The organism is Thermomonas hydrothermalis (assembly GCF_900129205.1).
GTDB classification, from domain to species: domain Bacteria; phylum Pseudomonadota; class Gammaproteobacteria; order Xanthomonadales; family Xanthomonadaceae; genus Thermomonas; species Thermomonas hydrothermalis.
Genome location: NZ_FQUK01000004.1, coordinates 52,977 through 68,729 on the forward strand (window position 1 = coordinate 52,977; position 15,753 = coordinate 68,729).

14 protein-coding genes and 1 tRNA gene are annotated in these 15,753 nt (G+C 66.8%); 4 read left to right on the forward strand and 11 right to left on the reverse strand.

Annotation, left to right across the window (positions count from 1 at the left end):
* Positions 1–17 precede the first annotated feature (17 nt).
* Together ispH and BUA29_RS01870 are read left to right on the forward strand one after the other, a co-directional pair.
* Entirely contained in the window at positions 18–1,010 is a 993-nt protein-coding gene (gene ispH, locus BUA29_RS01865; RefSeq protein WP_072754936.1) for a 4-hydroxy-3-methylbut-2-enyl diphosphate reductase, read from the forward strand.
* Positions 1,001–1,076: transfer RNA gene (locus tag BUA29_RS01870), tRNA-Thr, on the forward strand. The genes ispH and BUA29_RS01870 overlap by 10 nt, the downstream gene beginning before the upstream one ends.
* A 59-nt stretch (positions 1,077–1,135) precedes the next feature.
* On the opposite strand, the gene BUA29_RS01875 is transcribed toward BUA29_RS01870, so the two are convergent.
* Positions 1,136–2,347 carry an MFS transporter gene (locus BUA29_RS01875; protein WP_072754937.1) on the reverse strand — a complete coding sequence of 404 codons (1,212 nt, stop codon included), beginning with the start codon at positions 2,345–2,347 and terminating at the stop codon, positions 1,136–1,138.
* A 12-nt stretch (positions 2,348–2,359) separates the two neighbouring features.
* Positions 2,360–2,845: a peroxiredoxin gene (locus tag BUA29_RS01880; RefSeq protein ID WP_072754938.1), complete on the reverse strand. Its 486-nt coding sequence runs from the start codon at positions 2,843–2,845 to the stop codon at positions 2,360–2,362.
* Between the two features lie 136 nt (positions 2,846–2,981).
* Between BUA29_RS01880 and BUA29_RS01885 the strand changes: the two genes are divergently transcribed.
* Both BUA29_RS01885 and BUA29_RS01890 read left to right on the forward strand, forming a co-directional pair.
* Positions 2,982–3,476: an Hsp20/alpha crystallin family protein gene (locus tag BUA29_RS01885; RefSeq protein WP_084602297.1), complete on the forward strand. Its 495-nt coding sequence runs from the start codon at positions 2,982–2,984 to the stop codon at positions 3,474–3,476.
* Positions 3,477–3,652: 176 nt separating this feature from the next.
* The gene (locus tag BUA29_RS01890) at positions 3,653–4,561 is read left to right on the forward strand and encodes a DnaJ C-terminal domain-containing protein (protein WP_072754940.1); all 909 of its coding nucleotides are present in this window, start codon (positions 3,653–3,655) and stop codon (positions 4,559–4,561) included.
* Between the two features lie 105 nt (positions 4,562–4,666).
* Here the strand turns inward: BUA29_RS01890 and BUA29_RS01895 are convergent, their stop codons facing one another.
* The 9 genes from BUA29_RS01895 to purB form a co-directional block, all read right to left on the reverse strand.
* Positions 4,667–5,044 (reverse strand): response regulator, encoded by a 378-nt coding sequence (locus BUA29_RS01895; protein ID WP_072754941.1) that lies wholly within the window; start codon positions 5,042–5,044, stop codon positions 4,667–4,669.
* Positions 5,045–5,104: 60 nt separating this feature from the next.
* Positions 5,105–6,109, reverse strand: a complete 1,005-nt coding sequence (locus tag BUA29_RS01900; protein ID WP_072754942.1) for a YhdH/YhfP family quinone oxidoreductase — start codon at positions 6,107–6,109, stop codon at positions 5,105–5,107.
* The gene (locus tag BUA29_RS01905; RefSeq protein ID WP_072754943.1) at positions 6,106–6,717 is read right to left on the reverse strand and encodes an LOG family protein; all 612 of its coding nucleotides are present in this window, start codon (positions 6,715–6,717) and stop codon (positions 6,106–6,108) included. Before BUA29_RS01905 ends, BUA29_RS01900 begins: the two co-directional genes overlap by 4 nt.
* Positions 6,718–6,848: 131 nt before the next feature.
* Complete coding sequence (lpdA, locus tag BUA29_RS01910) at positions 6,849–8,273, reverse strand: dihydrolipoyl dehydrogenase (RefSeq protein WP_072754944.1); 1,425 nt, start codon at positions 8,271–8,273, stop codon at positions 6,849–6,851.
* Positions 8,274–8,373: 100 nt separating this feature from the next.
* Positions 8,374–9,567, reverse strand: coding sequence for a dihydrolipoyllysine-residue succinyltransferase (sucB, locus tag BUA29_RS01915; protein ID WP_072754945.1), 1,194 nt, complete (start codon positions 9,565–9,567; stop codon positions 8,374–8,376).
* A gap of 33 nt (positions 9,568–9,600) precedes the next feature.
* Positions 9,601–12,429 (reverse strand): 2-oxoglutarate dehydrogenase E1 component, encoded by a 2,829-nt coding sequence (locus BUA29_RS01920; protein WP_072754946.1) that lies wholly within the window; start codon positions 12,427–12,429, stop codon positions 9,601–9,603.
* A 182-nt stretch (positions 12,430–12,611) separates the two neighbouring features.
* Positions 12,612–13,130 (reverse strand): DUF7931 domain-containing protein, encoded by a 519-nt coding sequence (locus BUA29_RS01925; RefSeq protein WP_084602298.1) that lies wholly within the window; start codon positions 13,128–13,130, stop codon positions 12,612–12,614.
* On the reverse strand, positions 13,130–14,329 hold the full coding sequence (locus BUA29_RS01930) for a cupin domain-containing protein (RefSeq protein WP_072754947.1): 1,200 nt from the start codon (positions 14,327–14,329) through the stop codon (positions 13,130–13,132). Before BUA29_RS01930 ends, BUA29_RS01925 begins: the two co-directional genes overlap by 1 nt.
* Positions 14,330–14,332: 3 nt before the next feature.
* Positions 14,333–15,697, reverse strand: a complete 1,365-nt coding sequence (purB, locus tag BUA29_RS01935; protein WP_072754948.1) for an adenylosuccinate lyase — start codon at positions 15,695–15,697, stop codon at positions 14,333–14,335.
* Between the last annotated feature and the right edge of the window lie 56 nt (positions 15,698–15,753).

A 15,753-nucleotide genomic window follows, 5' to 3' on the forward strand; every position in this document is an offset into this window, starting at 1 on the left:
GGCCTACACTTGCCGACATGGACATCCTGCTCGCCAATCCCCGTGGTTTCTGCGCTGGCGTCGATCGCGCCATCGAAATCGTCAAGCGCGCCCTGGAGCTGCATGGCGCCCCCATCTATGTCCGCCATGAAGTGGTGCACAACAAGTTCGTGGTGGACGATCTGAAAGCGCGTGGCGTGGTGTTCGTCGAGGAACTCGACGAGGTGCCGGACGGCGCCACCGTGGTGTTCAGCGCGCATGGCGTGTCGCAGGCGGTGCGCGAAGAAGCAGCACGGCGCGGGCTGAAGGTGTTCGACGCCACCTGTCCGCTGGTGACCAAGGTGCATCTGGAGGTCAGCCGGCAGAACCGGCAAGGCCGGGACATGGTGCTGATCGGTCATGCCGGCCATCCCGAGGTTGAAGGCACCATGGGCCAGTGGCGGCGCGACGGCCAGACGGGCCAGATCCACCTGGTCGAGGATCTTGAGGATGTCGCCGCCTTGCAGCTTGCTCAGCCCGACAACTGCGCCTACACCACCCAGACGACCCTCAGCGTGGACGACACCCGCGAGATCATCGCCGCCCTCAAGGCACGCTACCCGGCCATCCAGGGCCCGCGTCACGACGACATCTGCTATGCCACCCAGAACCGGCAGGATGCCGTCCGTGCGCTGGTGCGCAGCGGCTGCGATGCGGTGCTGGTGGTCGGGTCGCCCAACAGCTCCAACTCCAACCGCCTGCGAGAACTGGCCGAGCGCGAGGGCGCAGCGGCCTGGCTGATCGACAACGCCGACCAGATCGATCCAGCCTGGCTGGTCGGACGCCGGCGGGTGGGCGTCACAGCCGGGGCATCGGCCCCGGAAGTGCTGGTGCAAGGCGTGCTGGAGCGTCTGCGCGCGCTGGGCGCCTCGACCGTGCAGGAGTTGCACGGCGAGCCGGAGGACATGGTGTTCGCCCTGCCTAGGGAACTCCGTCGTGAGTCTGGCGCCGTGACGCATCTGCCGGTACAATCGCCGGCCTCGCCGGAGTAGCTCAGTTGGTAGAGCACGTCATTCGTAATGATGGGGTCGTAGGTTCGATTCCTATCTCCGGCACCACGTTGTAAGTCACCCCGTCGGGCCGCCCTGTGCGGCCCGATGTCTTTTGGGGGTGTTGTTCAACCCGACCTGTTGCTGGCATGGGTCGCGTAGGGCAGTCCGAGCAGGGTCAGCGCAGCAAAGCCGGCGCCGGTCAGAAAGGTGGCCGTTGACCCGAGCCGGTCCCAGAGCAGGCCGGCGATCACGCTGGCGGCCAGCATGGCCAACCCGCTGACCAGATTGAACATGCCAAAGGCCGTTCCCCGCAGGTCAGCGGGGGCCGTGTCGGCGACCATGGCGGCCAGCAGGCCCTGGGTCATGCCCATATGGATGCCCCACAGCGCCACCCCGGCCAGCACCACTGGCCAGCCGCCAGCGCTGGCCAGGATCAGGTCGGAGGCGATCAGGACGACAAGCCCCAGCGCCAGCAGGTGGGAACGGGCGAAGCGATCGGCCAGCCGGCCAAACGGGTAGGCGGTCGCCGCATACAGCACATTCATGACCGCCATCACCAGCGGCACCAGCGCCAGGCGCATGCCGGCCTGTTGCGCGCGCAGCACCAGAAACGCTTCGCTGAACCGGGCCAGGGTGAATACCGCGCCGACGGCGACAACCTGCCAGTAGGGGCGGCCAAGCTGGCGCAGGCGCTCACGCCGGAGCGGGTTGCCGACGGCTTGCTGCCGGGCAGGGCGGGCGGGTTCATGCACGCCAAACAACAGTAGCGCCACCGCCAGGCTGCCAGGCAGGAGCGCCACCCAGAACACCGCGCGGAAGTCGTTGGCCCACAGCAGCATCAGTGCGCTGCCGAGCAGCGGGCCGAGCACGGCTCCGACGGTGTCCAGTGACTGACGCAGGCCAAATGCCGCACCGCGGGTTCCGGGCGGCGCGAGATCGGCCACCAGCGCATCGCGCGGGGCGCCGCGAATGCCCTTGCCGACCCGGTCCAGCAGGCGTGCCGTCAGCACCATGCCGACCGAGCTGGCCAGGGCGAAGACGGGCTTGGTGGCGGCGCCCAGGGCATAGCCCAGCACAGCCAGACCCTTGCGCCTGCCGAGTGCGTCGCTGAGGCTGCCTGAGACCACCTTGACCACCAGCGCGGTCGCCTCCGCCAGCCCCTCGATCAGCCCGACGTACGTGGCGCTGGCGCCCAGTGTGCCGATCAGAAACAGCGGCAGCAGACTGTGGATCATCTCCGAGGAGACATCCATCAGCAGGCTGACCAGCCCCAGAATCCAGATCGCCGCCGGTAACCGGACAGCCGTGCCGGGCGATGTCGTGGGGAGTTTGGGCATGACGCGGTCTGATCAGGCCGGTAGTTGCGAGAGCACGTGTTCGGCCGAGGAGACGCGGAACTCGCCCGGTGCTTCCACCCATAGCCCCTTGACCACACCGTCCTCGGCATACAGCGCAAAGCGCCGGCTGCGCAGCCCCATGCCATAGCCGCTGGCATCCATTTCCATCCCCAGCGCGCGGGTGAGATCGGCATTGCCATCGGCCAGCAGGAGGATGTCCGGCGGCACCTGGTGGGCCTTGCCCCAGGCCTGCATCACGAATGGATCATTGACGGCCATGCAGATCAGGGTGATGCCGCGCGCACGGAACTCGCCGGCATGGGCGATGAACCCCGGCAGATGGCGTTCGGAGCAGGTCGGGGTAAAGGCGCCGGGCACGGCAAAGAGCACGCACTTGCGGCCGCCGAACAGGGAAGGGGTGTCGATTTTGTGGATGCCGCGGTCATCGATGTACTGCAGGACGACTTCGGGAATGCGTTGACCAATCTGGATGGACATGGGGGCTCCTGTGTGGCTGAAAAAATCCTGACTGCCGTTCAGCGGCCCGACGGCACGCCTCTTGAGCGACGTTGCCCATGATCCCATTTACCGGGTCGCGGCAGCGGTACGCCGCAACTCGCAGGAGGAGGACGCTATGAACACGATCACTCATACTCAGGATCCCAGGCTCACGCAAGCGCCGCGTCGTACCAGCCAGCTTCCGTTCCCGGACGACGTGCGCCAGCTGTTCGAACGGTTCTTCCAACTCGGTGACCTGGCCGATGGCTCCTCGGTGGTGACCAGTGAGTGGACGCCGCGGGTGGATATCCGCGAGGAAGACAACCGCTTCGTGATTCTGGCCGATCTGCCCGGTGTCGATCCGGACGATGTCGAAATCATGATGGACAAGGGCATCTTGTCGATCAAGGGCGAGCGCAAGAGCGAAGTGCAGGAGCACGCCGAGCGCTACAGCCGGATCGAACGCCGCTACGGCATGTTCCATCGCCGCTTCGCGCTGCCCGACAGCGCCGATCCGGATGGCATCACGGCGCAGGGCCACAACGGTGTGCTGGAAATCAGCATTCCCAAGCGGCCTGAAACCACGCCGCGCCGCATCCCGGTCGGCAAGCGTGAAACCCGCGTCTCCTGACGCAGGTGCAGGCATCTGGCGGGGGTGTCCCGGTTCGCCTGCAAAGACGGCCCGCACTGCGGGCCGTCTTTGTTGGAGAATCCTTAAGGCCCCGCCCTGCCGGTCGTGTCGCTTCTGCCTGACCGGCAGACACCGATGTGTCGTACTCTTCCCCTTCGACCCGGAAACCGACAGGCATGGAATTCAAGGACTATTACGCCACCCTCGGGGTGGAACCGACCGCAGGCGAGGCTGAGATCAAGACGGCCTACCGGCGTCTGGCGCGCAAGTATCACCCCGACGTCAGCAAGGAAAAGGACGCCGAGGAGAAGTTCAAGGCGGTCAATGAGGCGTATGAGGTGCTGCGCGATCCGCAAAAACGCGCGGCCTACGACCAGCTGCGTGCGGGCGGGTACCGGCCCGGGGACGAGATCCGGCCGCCGCCGGGTGGCTTCTACCGGGGGGGCGGGCAGCCGGACTTCGATTTCGAGGAGATTTTTGCGGGCGGGGGCGCCGGGGGCGGGTTCTCGGACTTCTTCGAGTCCCTGTTCGGCCGTGCGGCGGGCGCCCGCCCGGGTCGCGGCGGGGCGCCGGGCGCCGCCCGTGGCGATACCCGTGCCAAGCTGGCGGTGCCGCTCAAGGCGGTCTATGAAGGCAGCAGCGTGCGTATCACCGTCAACGGCAAGACCCTGGATGTGCGCATCCCCAAGGGCATTCGCCCAAGGCAGGTGATCCGGCTGGCCCGGCAGGGCCGCAACGGCGGGGATCTGCTGCTGGAAGTCGAATATGCCGCTGATCCGCAGTTCGAGGTCGATGGCCGCAACATTCTCTACACCCTGCCGGTGGCACCCTGGGAGGCGGCGTTGGGGGCGACCCTCAATGTCCCCACGCTGGGCGGGCCGGTCGAGGTGAAGATCCCGCCTGATTCCGAAGCGGGTCGCAAGCTGCGCCTGCGTGGGCGTGGGTTGCCAGCCACTGGTGATCTGCCGGCGGGCGATCAGATCATCGAGCTGGAAATCCTCGCGCCCAAGGCCCATACCGCCGCCCAGCGCAAGGCCTATGCGGCCCTGCGCGATGCGTTTGGTGAGGATTGGCGGCGCAGCTGATCGTTTAGACCTCGATCAGCGATTCTTGGCATCAGCAGACGCCGCTGCCGTGCTGGCTTTGCGGCGTCTGCGGGTGGGGGCGTCGTTGGCGACGCGCGCTTAGGCTCAGGCCGGGGAACCGCCGTCCAGATACTGGGCGATCATGCAGGCCAGTTCGGATTCGCTGAACGGCTTGGTGATGTAGGCCTTGGCGCCCTGCCGCAGGCCCCAGACGCGGTCGGTGTCCTGGTCCTTGGTGGTGACCAGGATCACCGGGATGTGTTTGGTGGCCGGATCCCGGGTGATCGAGCGGGTGGCCTGAAACCCGTTGAGGTTGGGCATCACCACGTCCATCAGGATCAAATCCGGCAGCTCGCGCTTGGCGGCTTCCACACCGGCCGCACCGTCTTCGGCGGTCAACGCCTCGTGACCGAGCTTTTCGACGATGCGACGGATGCTCATCAACTGCGAGGGCGAGTCGTCAACGATCAGAATGCGAGCCATGCGGAAAATCCCCTGGGGATGGGTTCGATTGTAGCGGCAGGTCGTCTGCCTGCAACCTGGTCAGTGCCCGCTGTCGATGCGCACCAGGGTGCGGCCGAGTGAGCCGCCGGCCAGCATCCGGGCGAACACCTCGGGCAGCGTGTCCAGGGTGGCTTCGTGGGTGCAGATCGCGTCCAGGGTGTCCGGTTTCCAGTCGTGCGCCAGCCGACGCCAGACCTCGTCGCGAATCTCGCGTGCAGTGCCAGCCGAGGCCACGCCCAGCAGCGAGACGCCGCGGATGATGAACGGCATGACCGTGGCGTGCAGTTCGGGCGAGGCCGCCAGCCCGCAGCTGGCAACATTGCCGTAGGGTGCGGTCTGGGCCAGCAGGCTGGCCAGCATGGCGCCGCCGACATTGTCCAGGCCGCCGCCGAAGCGCGCCGATTCCAGCGGGCGGTTCGGGGCCAGGGCCTCGCGGCCCAGCACGGCGTGGGCGCCGAGTGCGCGCAGATAGTCGGCTTGTTCCGGCTTGCCGCTGATGGCATGCACTTCGAAACCGGCCTTGCGGAAAATGGCGATGGCCAGTGAGCCCACGCCGCCGGTGGCACCGGTCACCGCCAGCGGACCCAGTGCCGGTGTCTGCCGGTTCTCGATCATGCGCAGCAGGCCCAACGCGGCAGTGAAGCCGGCGGTGCCCAGGATCATCGCCTCGCGCAGGGTCAGGCCCGCGGGCAGCGGAATCACCCAGCGTGCGTCCAGGCGTGCGTAGTCCGCATAGCCACCATCACGGGTTTCCGACAGCCCGCAACCGGTCACCAGCACCGGGTCACCCTCCTTGAAACGTGGGTCGGTGGAGGCGACCACATGACCGGCGACGTCGATGCCGCCGACCAGCGGGAACTGGCGCAGGATCTTGCCCTTGCCGGTGCCGGCCAGGGCGTCCTTGTAGTTGACCGAGGAGTACGCGGTCTTGATCACCACGTCGCCGGGGCTTAAGTCGTCCAGCGCCAGGGTTTCGATGCCGGCGTGATAGCCGTTTTCGTCGTTATGAATGCGGAAGGCGCGGAAACGGGTGGGAAGGCTCATACGTCCTCCGGAGTCAGGCGTAGCTGCGAGCGGCGTTTTTCGTCCAACCATTTGTCGGCCTGCGCCGGCACGTAGCTGCGCATCCAGGCCAGCATGGCGTCGATGTCGCTGCCCTGCCACATGTCGGCGCGTTGCTCGGGATGCAAAAAGCGCTCGCGCACCATGGTGTCGAGCATTGTCATCAACGGCTGCCAGAAGCCATTGCTGTCAAGGAAGGCGCAAGGTTTCTTGGCAAGCCCCAGCTGGCGCCAGGTCAGCATCTCAAACATTTCATCGAGCGTGCCGAAACCGCCGGGCAGGGCGACGAAGCCGTCGGCCAGTTCGAACATCCGCGCTTTGCGGGTGTGCATGGAGTCGACCACCTCCAGGCGGGTGAGGCCGGTATGGGCGACTTCCCAGTCCACCAGCTGTTGCGGGATGACGCCGATCACCTCGCCGCCGTGCTCGAGCACGGCATCCGCCACGATACCCATCAGCCCGACATTGCCGCCACCGTACACCAGCGTGATGCCGTCGTCGGCGAGGCGTTTGCCCAGGGCGCGGGCGAGGCTGGCGTAGGCGGGGTGGCGGCCGGCGTTGGAGCCGCAATAGACGCAGAGTGTTTTCATGCGCAGATTATCGCCCGGCCACAATGAAAACGGCGCACCGAAGTGCGCCGTGGTGTTTGCGTTGCACGTGGTCAACTGGAGGGCGCATCGCGGTGCACCGTGATTTTTGCGCGCTCCAGTTATCAGCGAGATCAGTTGGCCTTGTGGATCGCTCGCTTGTGCACCGCCATCGCGGCATCGTGCACGGCCTCGCTCAGCGACGGGTGGGCATGGCAGATGCGCGCCAGGTCGTCGGCGCTGCCCTTGAACTCCATCGCCAACACGCCCTCGTGCACCAGCTCGGAGACGTTGGCGCCGACCAGGTGCATGCCCAGGATGGTGTCGGTCTCGGCGTGCGCCAGCACCTTCACGAAGCCCGCCGGCTCGGCCATCGCCACCGCACGGCCGACCGCCGCGAACGGGAAGCTGCCGGCTTTGTACGGGATGCCTTCGGCCTTGAGTTGTTCTTCGGTCTTGCCGACCCAGGCGATTTCCGGCTCGGTGTAGATCACCCAGGGAATAGTCTCGAAGTTGACGTGGCCGGGCAGGCCGGCGATGAGCTCTGCCACCGCGATGCCTTCCTCGAAGCCCTTGTGCGCCAGCATCGGGCCGCGCACGCAGTCGCCCACCGCCCACACGCCGTCGACGCCGGTGTGGCAGTGCGCATCGACCACGATCTGGCCGCGCTCGTTGAGTTGCACGCCGGTGCCTTCGGCCAGCAGGCCACGGGTGGCCGGACGGCGACCCACGGCCACCAGCAGCTTGTCCACCACCAGCGTCTGTTCGGCGCCCTTGTCGTCGGTGTAGTGGACGTGCACGCCGTCTTCCTTGACTTCGGTGTTGGAGACCTTGCAGCCCAGACGGATGTCCAGCCCCTGCTTCTTGAACTCACGGGCTGCGACCTTGCTGACTTCGGCGTCGGCAGCGGCGAGGAAGGTCGGCAGGCCTTCCAGGATCGTCACCTGTGCCCCAAGACGGTTCCACACGCTGCCCAGCTCGAGGCCGATCACACCGGCGCCGATCACACCCAGGCGCTTGGGGACGGCGTCAAAGTCGAGCGCGCCGACGTTGTCCACGATGTGTTCGCCAAACCGGGCAAATGGCAGTTCGATCGACTCCGAGCCAGCCGCCAGAATGACGTTGGTCGCCGTCAGCGTCACTTCGCTGCCGTCATGCTGCCGGACTTTGACCACCCGGCCCGGGTGCAGCTGGCCATAGCCGTAGTACGGGGTGATCTTGTTGGCTTTGAACAGCGCCGCGATGCCACCGGTGAACTGCTTCACGATGGCATCCTTGCGGGCGATCATCTTCTTCACGTCGATTTCGGCCTTGCCGAAGCTGATGCCGTGCTGGTCGAAGATGTGGCCCATGTTCCAGAACTGGCGCGAAGAATCCAGCAGCGCCTTGGACGGGATGCAGCCCACGCGCAGACAGGTGCCCCCCAGTGCTGGCTTGCCATCCTTGCCGAGGGCGGCATCGATGCAGGCCGTCTTCATGCCAAGCTGGGCGGCGCGGATGGCGGCGTGATAGCCGGCCGGGCCGGCGCCGATGACGATGACGTCGTAGTGTTCAGTCATTGCGATGCATTCCTAGGATGGGGCGAGGCGAGCACGCGCGGGCGGCGGCGGGGAGGCTGGCGGCGTTGGTCAGGCCAAAAGCGCCGCCTGCAACCTGCGCTTACATGCCCAGCAGCATGCGGTGGGGGTTCTCGAGCTGATTCTTGATATCGACCAGGAACAGCACCGCGTCCTTGCCGTCGATGATGCGGTGGTCGTAGCTGAGGGCGATATACATCATCGGGGCGATCACCACCTGGCCGTTTTCCGCGATCGGCCGCTCCTTGATGGCATGCATGCCCAGGATCGCCGACTGCGGCGGGTTGACGATCGGGGTGGACATCAGCGAACCGAAGGTGCCGCCGTTGGTGATGGTGAAGGTGCCACCCTGCAGATCCTCGAGCTTGAGGCCGCCCTCACGGGCCTGCTTGGCGAACGTGGCGATGCCTTTTTCGATGTCGGCAAAGCTCATCCGTTCGACGTTGCGCAGCACCGGGGTCACCAGCCCCTTGTCGGTGGCCACGGCGATGCTGATGTCGGCGTAGCCGTGGTAGATGATGTCGTTGCCATCCACCGAGGCGTTGATGATCGGATGGCGCTGCAGGGCATTGGCGGCGGCCTTGGCGAAGAAGCTCATGAAGCCCAGCTTGATGCCGTTGGCTTTTTCGAACTGCTCGCCCAGCTCCTTGCGCATCTGCATGACCTTGGACAGGTTGACCTCGTTGAACGAGGTCAGCATGGCGATGGAGTTCTTGGACTGCATCAGCCGCTCGGCGATGCGGGCGCGCATGCGGGTCATCGGCACGCGCTCCTCGGGGCGGGCGCCGCCGGCCACGCCGGCGCTGCGGGCGCTGGCGTAGTTGACGATGTCTTCCTTGGTGACCATGCCGCGGCGGCCGGTGCCGGCCACGTCGGCGGGGTTCACGCCGCTGGTGACCGCGGCAAAGCGCGCCCCCGGCGGCAGGGCATCGGCAGCCGCCGGTGCCGGCTTGGCCGGTTCGCTCTTGGGCGCGTCGGCTTTGGCGGCTTCGGGCTTGGCGGGTGCGGCGGCGGCCGGTGCCGGAGCAGCCGCGACGGCACCTTCCTCGATCAGCGCAATCACCTGCTGGCTGGTGACGGTGTCACCTTCCTTGAAGCGGATTTCCTTCAGCACGCCATCGACCGGCGCCGGAACTTCCAGCACCACCTTGTCGGTTTCCAGGTCGAGCAGGTTCTCGTCGCGCTTGACCGCATCGCCGGCTTTTTTGTGCCAGGTGGCGATGGTGGCGTCAGAGACGGATTCGGGAAGAACGGGGACTTTGACTTCGATGGCCATGAGGGCGTCCTGTGGCAATGCGGAAACGGGAGGTTATTCGGCGTCGGTGTCGCTGGGGATTGGGTTGGTCAGGGCGTCCGCCAGCAGCTTGTGCAGCTCTTCCATGTGCTCGGCCAGGTGCCCGACCGCCGGCGAGGGCGAGCGTGCGCGGCCCGCGTAGGACAGCGTCTGTTTCGGTTGCAGGCAGGCACGCAGATGGTGCTGGATCTGATACCAGGCGCCCTGGTTCTGCGGCTCCTCCTGACACCAGACCACTTCGCGGGTGGCAGCAAAGCGCTTGAGTTCGGCGGCCAGTTCGGGCCGCGGGAACGGGTAGAGCTGTTCCACGCGAACCAGAGCCACGTCATCGATGCCCTGCTTTTGCGCCTCTTCCAGCAGGTCGTAATAGACCTTGCCGGCGCATACCACCACCCGGCGCACCTTCTTGGCGGTGGCGGTGGTGTCCGGAATCAGCCGCTGGAAGCTGCCATGGGCCAGCTCGTCCAGCGTGGACACGGCCAGCTTGTGGCGCAGCAGCGACTTGGGCGTCATCACCACCAGCGGCTTGCGGGTGCGCATCTTCATCTGCCGGCGGATCATGTGGAAATCCTGCGCCGGCGTGGTCGGGGCGCACACCACCATGTTGTCCAGCGCGCACAGTTGCAGGAATCGCTCCAGCCGCGCCGAGCTGTGTTCCGGGCCCTGGCCTTCGTAGCCGTGCGGCAGGTACAGCACCAGCCCGCACAGGCGATCCCACTTGGCTTCGCCGGCGGCGATGAACTGGTCGATCACGACCTGAGCGCCGTTGGCGAAGTCACCAAACTGGGCTTCCCAGATGTCCAGGGTCATCGGGTCGGCGGTGGCATAGCCGTATTCGAATGCCAGCACGGCTTCCTCGCTGAGCAGCGAGTCGACGATGGTGACGTCCTCGGGGTTTTTCACCAGCTCACGCAGCGGCAGGTAGTAGGCGTCGGTGTTCTGGTCGTGCAGGATCGCGTGGCGGTGGAAGAAGGTGCCGCGGCCGCAGTCCTGGCCGACCAGACGCAGGCGGTAGCCTTCGTCCAGCAGGGTGGCATAGGCCAGGTTTTCGGCAAAGCCCCAGTCACCTGGGAGCTCGCCAGCGGCCATCTTGCGGCGGTCTTCGTAAATCTTGGCCACGCGCGGATGCAGCTTGACCGTGTCCGGGATGGTGTTGATCCGGTGGGCCAGCGTGTCCAGAGTGGTACGGGCCACTCGGGTATCCACCGGGTCGGACAGCTTGCCGGCGAGGAAGGGTGTCCAGTCCACCGTCAAGGCGTCGGCCGCACGGGGGGCGAGTTCGGTGGTGACCTCGCCAGCGTCCAGCTTGGCGCGGATGGCATCGACCAGAGCCTTTGCCTCGTCCGCAGTCACGGTGCCTTCCGCGATCAGCCGCTCCGCGTACAGCTCGCGGGTGGTCTTCATCGACCGGATCTTCTTGTACATCAACGGCTGGGTGGCGGCCGGCTCGTCGGCTTCGTTGTGGCCGTGGCGGCGGTAGCAGACCAGATCGATCACCACGTCCTTGCCGAAGGTCTGGCGGAAATCCAGCGCCAGCGCGGCGCAGAAGGCCACTGCTTCGGGGTCGTCACCGTTCACGTGCAGCACCGGGGCACCGACCATCTTGGCCACGTCGGTGCAATACAACGTGGAGCGTGCGTCCTCGGTGGCGCTGGTGGTGAAGCCCACCTGATTGTTGACCACGATGTGGACCGTGCCGCCGACGCGGAAGCCGCGTGCCTGCGACATCTGGAACAGTTCCATCACCACGCCCTGACCCGCAAAGGCGGCGTCGCCGTGGATCAGGATCGGCATCACCTGCTTGCGCTCGTGATCGTTGCGACGGTGCTGGCGCGAGCGTGCACTGCCGGCCACCACCGGGTCGACGATTTCCAGGTGCGACGGGTTGAACGCCAGCGCCAGATGCACCGGGCCGCCGGGGGTGGCCACGTCGCTGGAGAAGCCCATGTGGTACTTGACGTCGCCGGTATGGGCGTGGCCTTCGCTCCGGGTGTGCTCGAACTTGCCCTCGAACTCGTCGAACAGTTTGCGCGGCGGCTTGCCCAGGGTGTTGACCAGCACGTTGAGACGGCCGCGGTGGGCCATGCCCATCACGATGTCCTTGACGCCTTGGGTGCCGGCGCGGCGGATGGTGACGTCCAGCAGCGGGATCAGCGATTCGCCGCCTTCCAGCGAGAAACGCTTCTGGCCGACGTATTTGGTGTGCAGGTAGCGCTCCAGCCCCTCGGCGGCGGTCAGCCGTTCGAGGATGCGGCGCTTGTCCTCTTTGGTCAGCCCGTAATTGCCGGCTGCGGCCTCCAGGCGCTCATACATCCAGCGGCGCTGATCGGCGTCGGTGATGTGCATGAACTCGGCGCCGATGCTGCCGGTGTAGGTGGCTTTCAGCACGGCCAGCAGCTCGCGCAGCTTCATGCGCGCCCGTCCGGCTACGCCGCCGGTGCTGAACTCGTGATCCAGGTCGCGCTCGGAGAGTTGATGGAATGCCAGGGTGAGATCGGGCGGATCCAGCGGCGGGGTCAGCCCCAGCGGATCCAGTTTGGCGGCCAGATGGCCGCGCGAGCGGTAGGCGGTGATCAGGCGGCCGACCTGGCGCTCGCGCTCATCGCTGGTGCCGGTGCAAGGCATGGCTTGGCGGGCCTGGCGGCTGGCTTCGGCGATCTGGGCGATCACTGCCGAATGCGGGATGTCACCGGCTTCGCGGCCTTTCAGGCCGTCGAAATACTGCCGCCACTGGGGATCGACACTATCCGGTGCGACCAGGTACTGCTCGTAGAGGTCTTCGAGGTAGGCACCGTTGGCACCGAGCTGGGAAGTTTGGGCGAACTGCTTGAGGAGACTGTCCACGATGGGCGGGCAACTGGAAGGGAGGGAGGGCAGAGCGGGGCGCGCAAAAACTGAATGCGCAGAACCGGAATTATAGCGATGCGGCTGTCAATGGGGATTTGGAAGGACCGGCCGACAGGGCGGGTTCAGGGCGCTCCGGGCCGGTCCATCCGGGAGCGGGTTGCACGGCGGGCGCACTCGGCTCACAGGCCGAGCGCGCGGTACTCGGTCACCGGGCGAGCACGCTCCCAGGCATCCTCGAAGGCGTGGGCCAGCTGGCGGGCGCGGGCGCGATCCTGCAGACAGGCGCTGCCTTCCACCGTGTCGCCTTGCGGGCGCAGGAAATAGCCGCCCACATCGTTGAGGATCAGGGCGCTGCGATCTTCGTGATAGGCCGGGTCGTCGATCAGACGGAACCAGAACACGCTGGGCAGCCGTTGCGCCAACGTCAGCAGGCGTTCCGGCGCATCCCGTGGCGGGGTCAGTTCGTGCATCAGCAGGCGGATCTGGACGTCGCGGCCGGAGGTGGCCAGCCCACGCAGGGCGGCCAGCACGTCCGGGGCGTCCAGCAGCCAGGATTCCAGGCGCAGGCTACGCAGGCAGAGGCTGCGGCGAGCGTCGGCGATGAGCCGGGCGGTGATGGCCAGGGCCGCCGGGTGGTCGTCGATGCGCAGTAGCGCCTGACGGTCGGACGGCTCCGGGCCGGGATTTTCACTGCTCATCACGCATCCTCCGTCTCCGCCAGGTAGTGGCCGGCAGCCACCAGTGCCTGCACCGTGGCCTGACCCTGGGCGTCCAGCCGGGTGTACAGCGCCGCATCGATCCGCTCGGCGGCGGCCAGTTGGCGGGCCGCGTCCGGTGTTAGCCGATACACCTGGCCCGAGGCATACAGCCGACCCTGGCCCTGGCTGTCGCAGCGCCACGCTATCCGCGTCCAGGGATGACGCAGAAGCTGGCCGCCAGCGGCCAGGAAGCGGGCCAGATCCGCCGGCGTGGGCGTGGTGGGCGGCGGTTCCGGCAGGGTCGCGCAGCGGTAGGTGGTGATGAAGCCGCCAAACCAGTCACCGAACTGGTCCGGGTCGTCCAGCCGCAGTGCATCGAGGGCTGTGCGCACCCGGTGCAGGGCGGCGGCGTCGATTTCGAACGGGTCGGCCGGCAGTTCGATGTCCGGATCGGCGTAGCGCAGCGTCTCGGGTGCTGTGGCCGTCAGAGTGTCGGCCAGATCGGTCAGCAGCTCGCCGGCGGCGGGGGCGCGCATGCCCACCGAGAACGTCAGACAGGGGGTTTCCGCCACGCCGTGATGGGGCACGCCGGGAGGCAGATAGAGCATGTCGCCCGGGCCGAGCACCCAATCGTGGGTGGGGTGGAACGCACGCAGCAGCTTGAGTTCGACGTCGTCACGGAAATCCTGCGCTGGCGAAGGCGAGGCGTCGATCTGCCAGCGGCGCAAGCCCTGGGCTTGCAGCAGGAACACATCGTACTGGTCGGTGTGGGCGCCGACCGAGCCGCCGGTCGCGGCAAAGCTGATCATGATGTCGTCGATCCGCCAGCGCGGCAGGAAGTCGAACCGGGTCAGCAGGGCGCGGATGTCGGCGTCCCATTTGTCCACGTCCTGTACCAGCAGGGTCCAGTCGTGATCGGGCAGGCCGGGGAAGTCGTCCTCGGCGAATGGCCCGTGGCGCACCCGCCAACGGTCGTGGGTGCGGTCATGTTCGATCAGGCGCGCCAGTACGCCGTCCTCGCAGGCCAGTCCGGCCAGGTCTTCCGGTGTGATCGGCGAGACGAAGCCGGGAAAGGCGTTGCGGATCAGCAGCGGGCGCTTTTGCCAGTAGTCGCGCAGGAAGTCCGCCGGTGCCATGCCCAGCGGGGATGGCCCGTTGGCAGCGTCGATTTCGATCGGCGGGGCGCCGTGGTGGGTCATCGCTCAGATCTCCCGCGCCAGCCGCTCGGCCAGGCCGGTGTAGCGGGCTGGGGTCATCTCCAGCAGGCGTGCCTTGTCGGCAGCGGGGAGCTCCAATGTGGCGATGAAGGCGCGCATCGAGTCCGCCGTGATGCCCTGGCCGCGGGTCAGGGCTTTGAGCTGTTCGTAGGGGTTGGGCAGACCGTGGCGGCGCATCACGGTCTGCACGGCTTCGGCCAGCACTTCCCAGCTGGCGTCGAGGTCGGCGGCCAGCTGCTCCGGGTTGACGCTCAGCTTGCCGAGGCCACGTTGCAGGGCATCGAGGCCGATCAGCATGTGGCCGAAGGCGGTGCCCAGCGCACGCAGCACGGTGGAGTCGGTGAGGTCGCGCTGCCAGCGGCTGATCGGCAGCTTGGCGGCGAAATGCTCGAACAGGGCGTTGGCGATGCCGAAGTTGCCTTCGGCATTTTCGAAGTCGATCGGGTTGACCTTGTGCGGCATGGTGCTGCTGCCCACTTCGCCGGCCTTGACGGCCTGCTTGAAGTAGCCCAGCGAGATATAGCCCCAGACGTCGCGGCAGAAGTCGATCAGGATGGTATCGAGGCGTTTGCAGGCGTCGCACAGCTCGGCGATGCCGTCGTGTGGTTCGATCTGGGTGGTGTAGGGCTGCCAGTCCAGCCCCAGCGATTCGACGAAGCGGCGCGAGAACTCTGGCCAGTCGAGATCCGGATACGCGGCGACATGGGCGTTGTAGTTGCCCACCGCGCCGTTGATCTTGCCGGGCATCGGCAGCCCGGCCAGCACCGTGCGCTGGCGGTGCAGGCGTGCCACCACGTTGGCGATTTCCTTGCCGACGGTGGTGGGCGAGGCGGTCTGGCCGTGGGTGCGCGAGAGCATTGGCAGCGCGGCGTGCTCATGTGCCATTGCGCGCAGCGTCTGGATGAGTGCGTCGAGTGTCGGCAGCAGCACGTCCTGCCGCGCCTGACGCAGCATCAGCGCGTAGGACAGGTTGTTGATGTCCTCGCTGGTGCAGGCAAAGTGCACGAACTCCAGCGCCGGGCCCAGCTCGGCATCGTCTTTCAGGCGCTCCTTGATGAAGTATTCGACCGCCTTGACGTCATGGTTGGTGGTGGCCTCGATGGCCTTGACCCGTTGCGCATCGTCCACGCTGAACATCTCGGCCAGCTGGCGCAGGCGGGTGCGGGCGGCTTCGGAGAACGGTGCAAGTTCCGGGATGCCAGGCTCGGCGGCCAGCGCCAGCAGCCATTCGACTTCCACGGTCACACGGGCGCGGATCAGCCCGTATTCCGAGAAGATCGGGCGCAGCGCATCGACCTTGCCGGCATAACGGCCATCCAGAGGAGACAGGGCGGTGAGAGGGTGGGACATGTGGGCGAACCGGTTGGCAGGGCGACGGGGCGCGGAAAGCCCGCATTCTACCGTGC

Bases quoted from the DNA above. Each gene is read 5' to 3' on its own strand.
- sucB (WP_072754945.1), bottom strand. From the start codon at position 9,567: ATGGCCATCGAAGTCAAAGTCCCCGTTCTTCCCGAATCCGTCTCTGAC.
- BUA29_RS01890 (WP_072754940.1), top strand. From the start codon at position 3,653: ATGGAATTCAAGGACTATTACGCCACCCTCGGGGTGGAACCGACCGCA.
- BUA29_RS01875 (WP_072754937.1), bottom strand. From the start codon at position 2,347: ATGCCCAAACTCCCCACGACATCGCCCGGCACGGCTGTCCGGTTACCG.
- purB (WP_072754948.1), bottom strand. From the start codon at position 15,697: ATGTCCCACCCTCTCACCGCCCTGTCTCCTCTGGATGGCCGTTATGCC.
- lpdA (WP_072754944.1), bottom strand. From the start codon at position 8,273: ATGACTGAACACTACGACGTCATCGTCATCGGCGCCGGCCCGGCCGGC.
- BUA29_RS01930 (WP_072754947.1), bottom strand. From the start codon at position 14,329: ATGACCCACCACGGCGCCCCGCCGATCGAAATCGACGCTGCCAACGGG.
- ispH (WP_072754936.1), top strand. From the start codon at position 18: ATGGACATCCTGCTCGCCAATCCCCGTGGTTTCTGCGCTGGCGTCGAT.
- BUA29_RS01895 (WP_072754941.1), bottom strand. From the start codon at position 5,044: ATGGCTCGCATTCTGATCGTTGACGACTCGCCCTCGCAGTTGATGAGC.
- BUA29_RS01880 (WP_072754938.1), bottom strand. From the start codon at position 2,845: ATGTCCATCCAGATTGGTCAACGCATTCCCGAAGTCGTCCTGCAGTAC.
- BUA29_RS01900 (WP_072754942.1), bottom strand. From the start codon at position 6,109: ATGAGCCTTCCCACCCGTTTCCGCGCCTTCCGCATTCATAACGACGAA.
- BUA29_RS01925 (WP_084602298.1), bottom strand. From the start codon at position 13,130: ATGAGCAGTGAAAATCCCGGCCCGGAGCCGTCCGACCGTCAGGCGCTA.
- BUA29_RS01905 (WP_072754943.1), bottom strand. From the start codon at position 6,717: ATGAAAACACTCTGCGTCTATTGCGGCTCCAACGCCGGCCGCCACCCC.
- BUA29_RS01885 (WP_084602297.1), top strand. From the start codon at position 2,982: ATGAACACGATCACTCATACTCAGGATCCCAGGCTCACGCAAGCGCCG.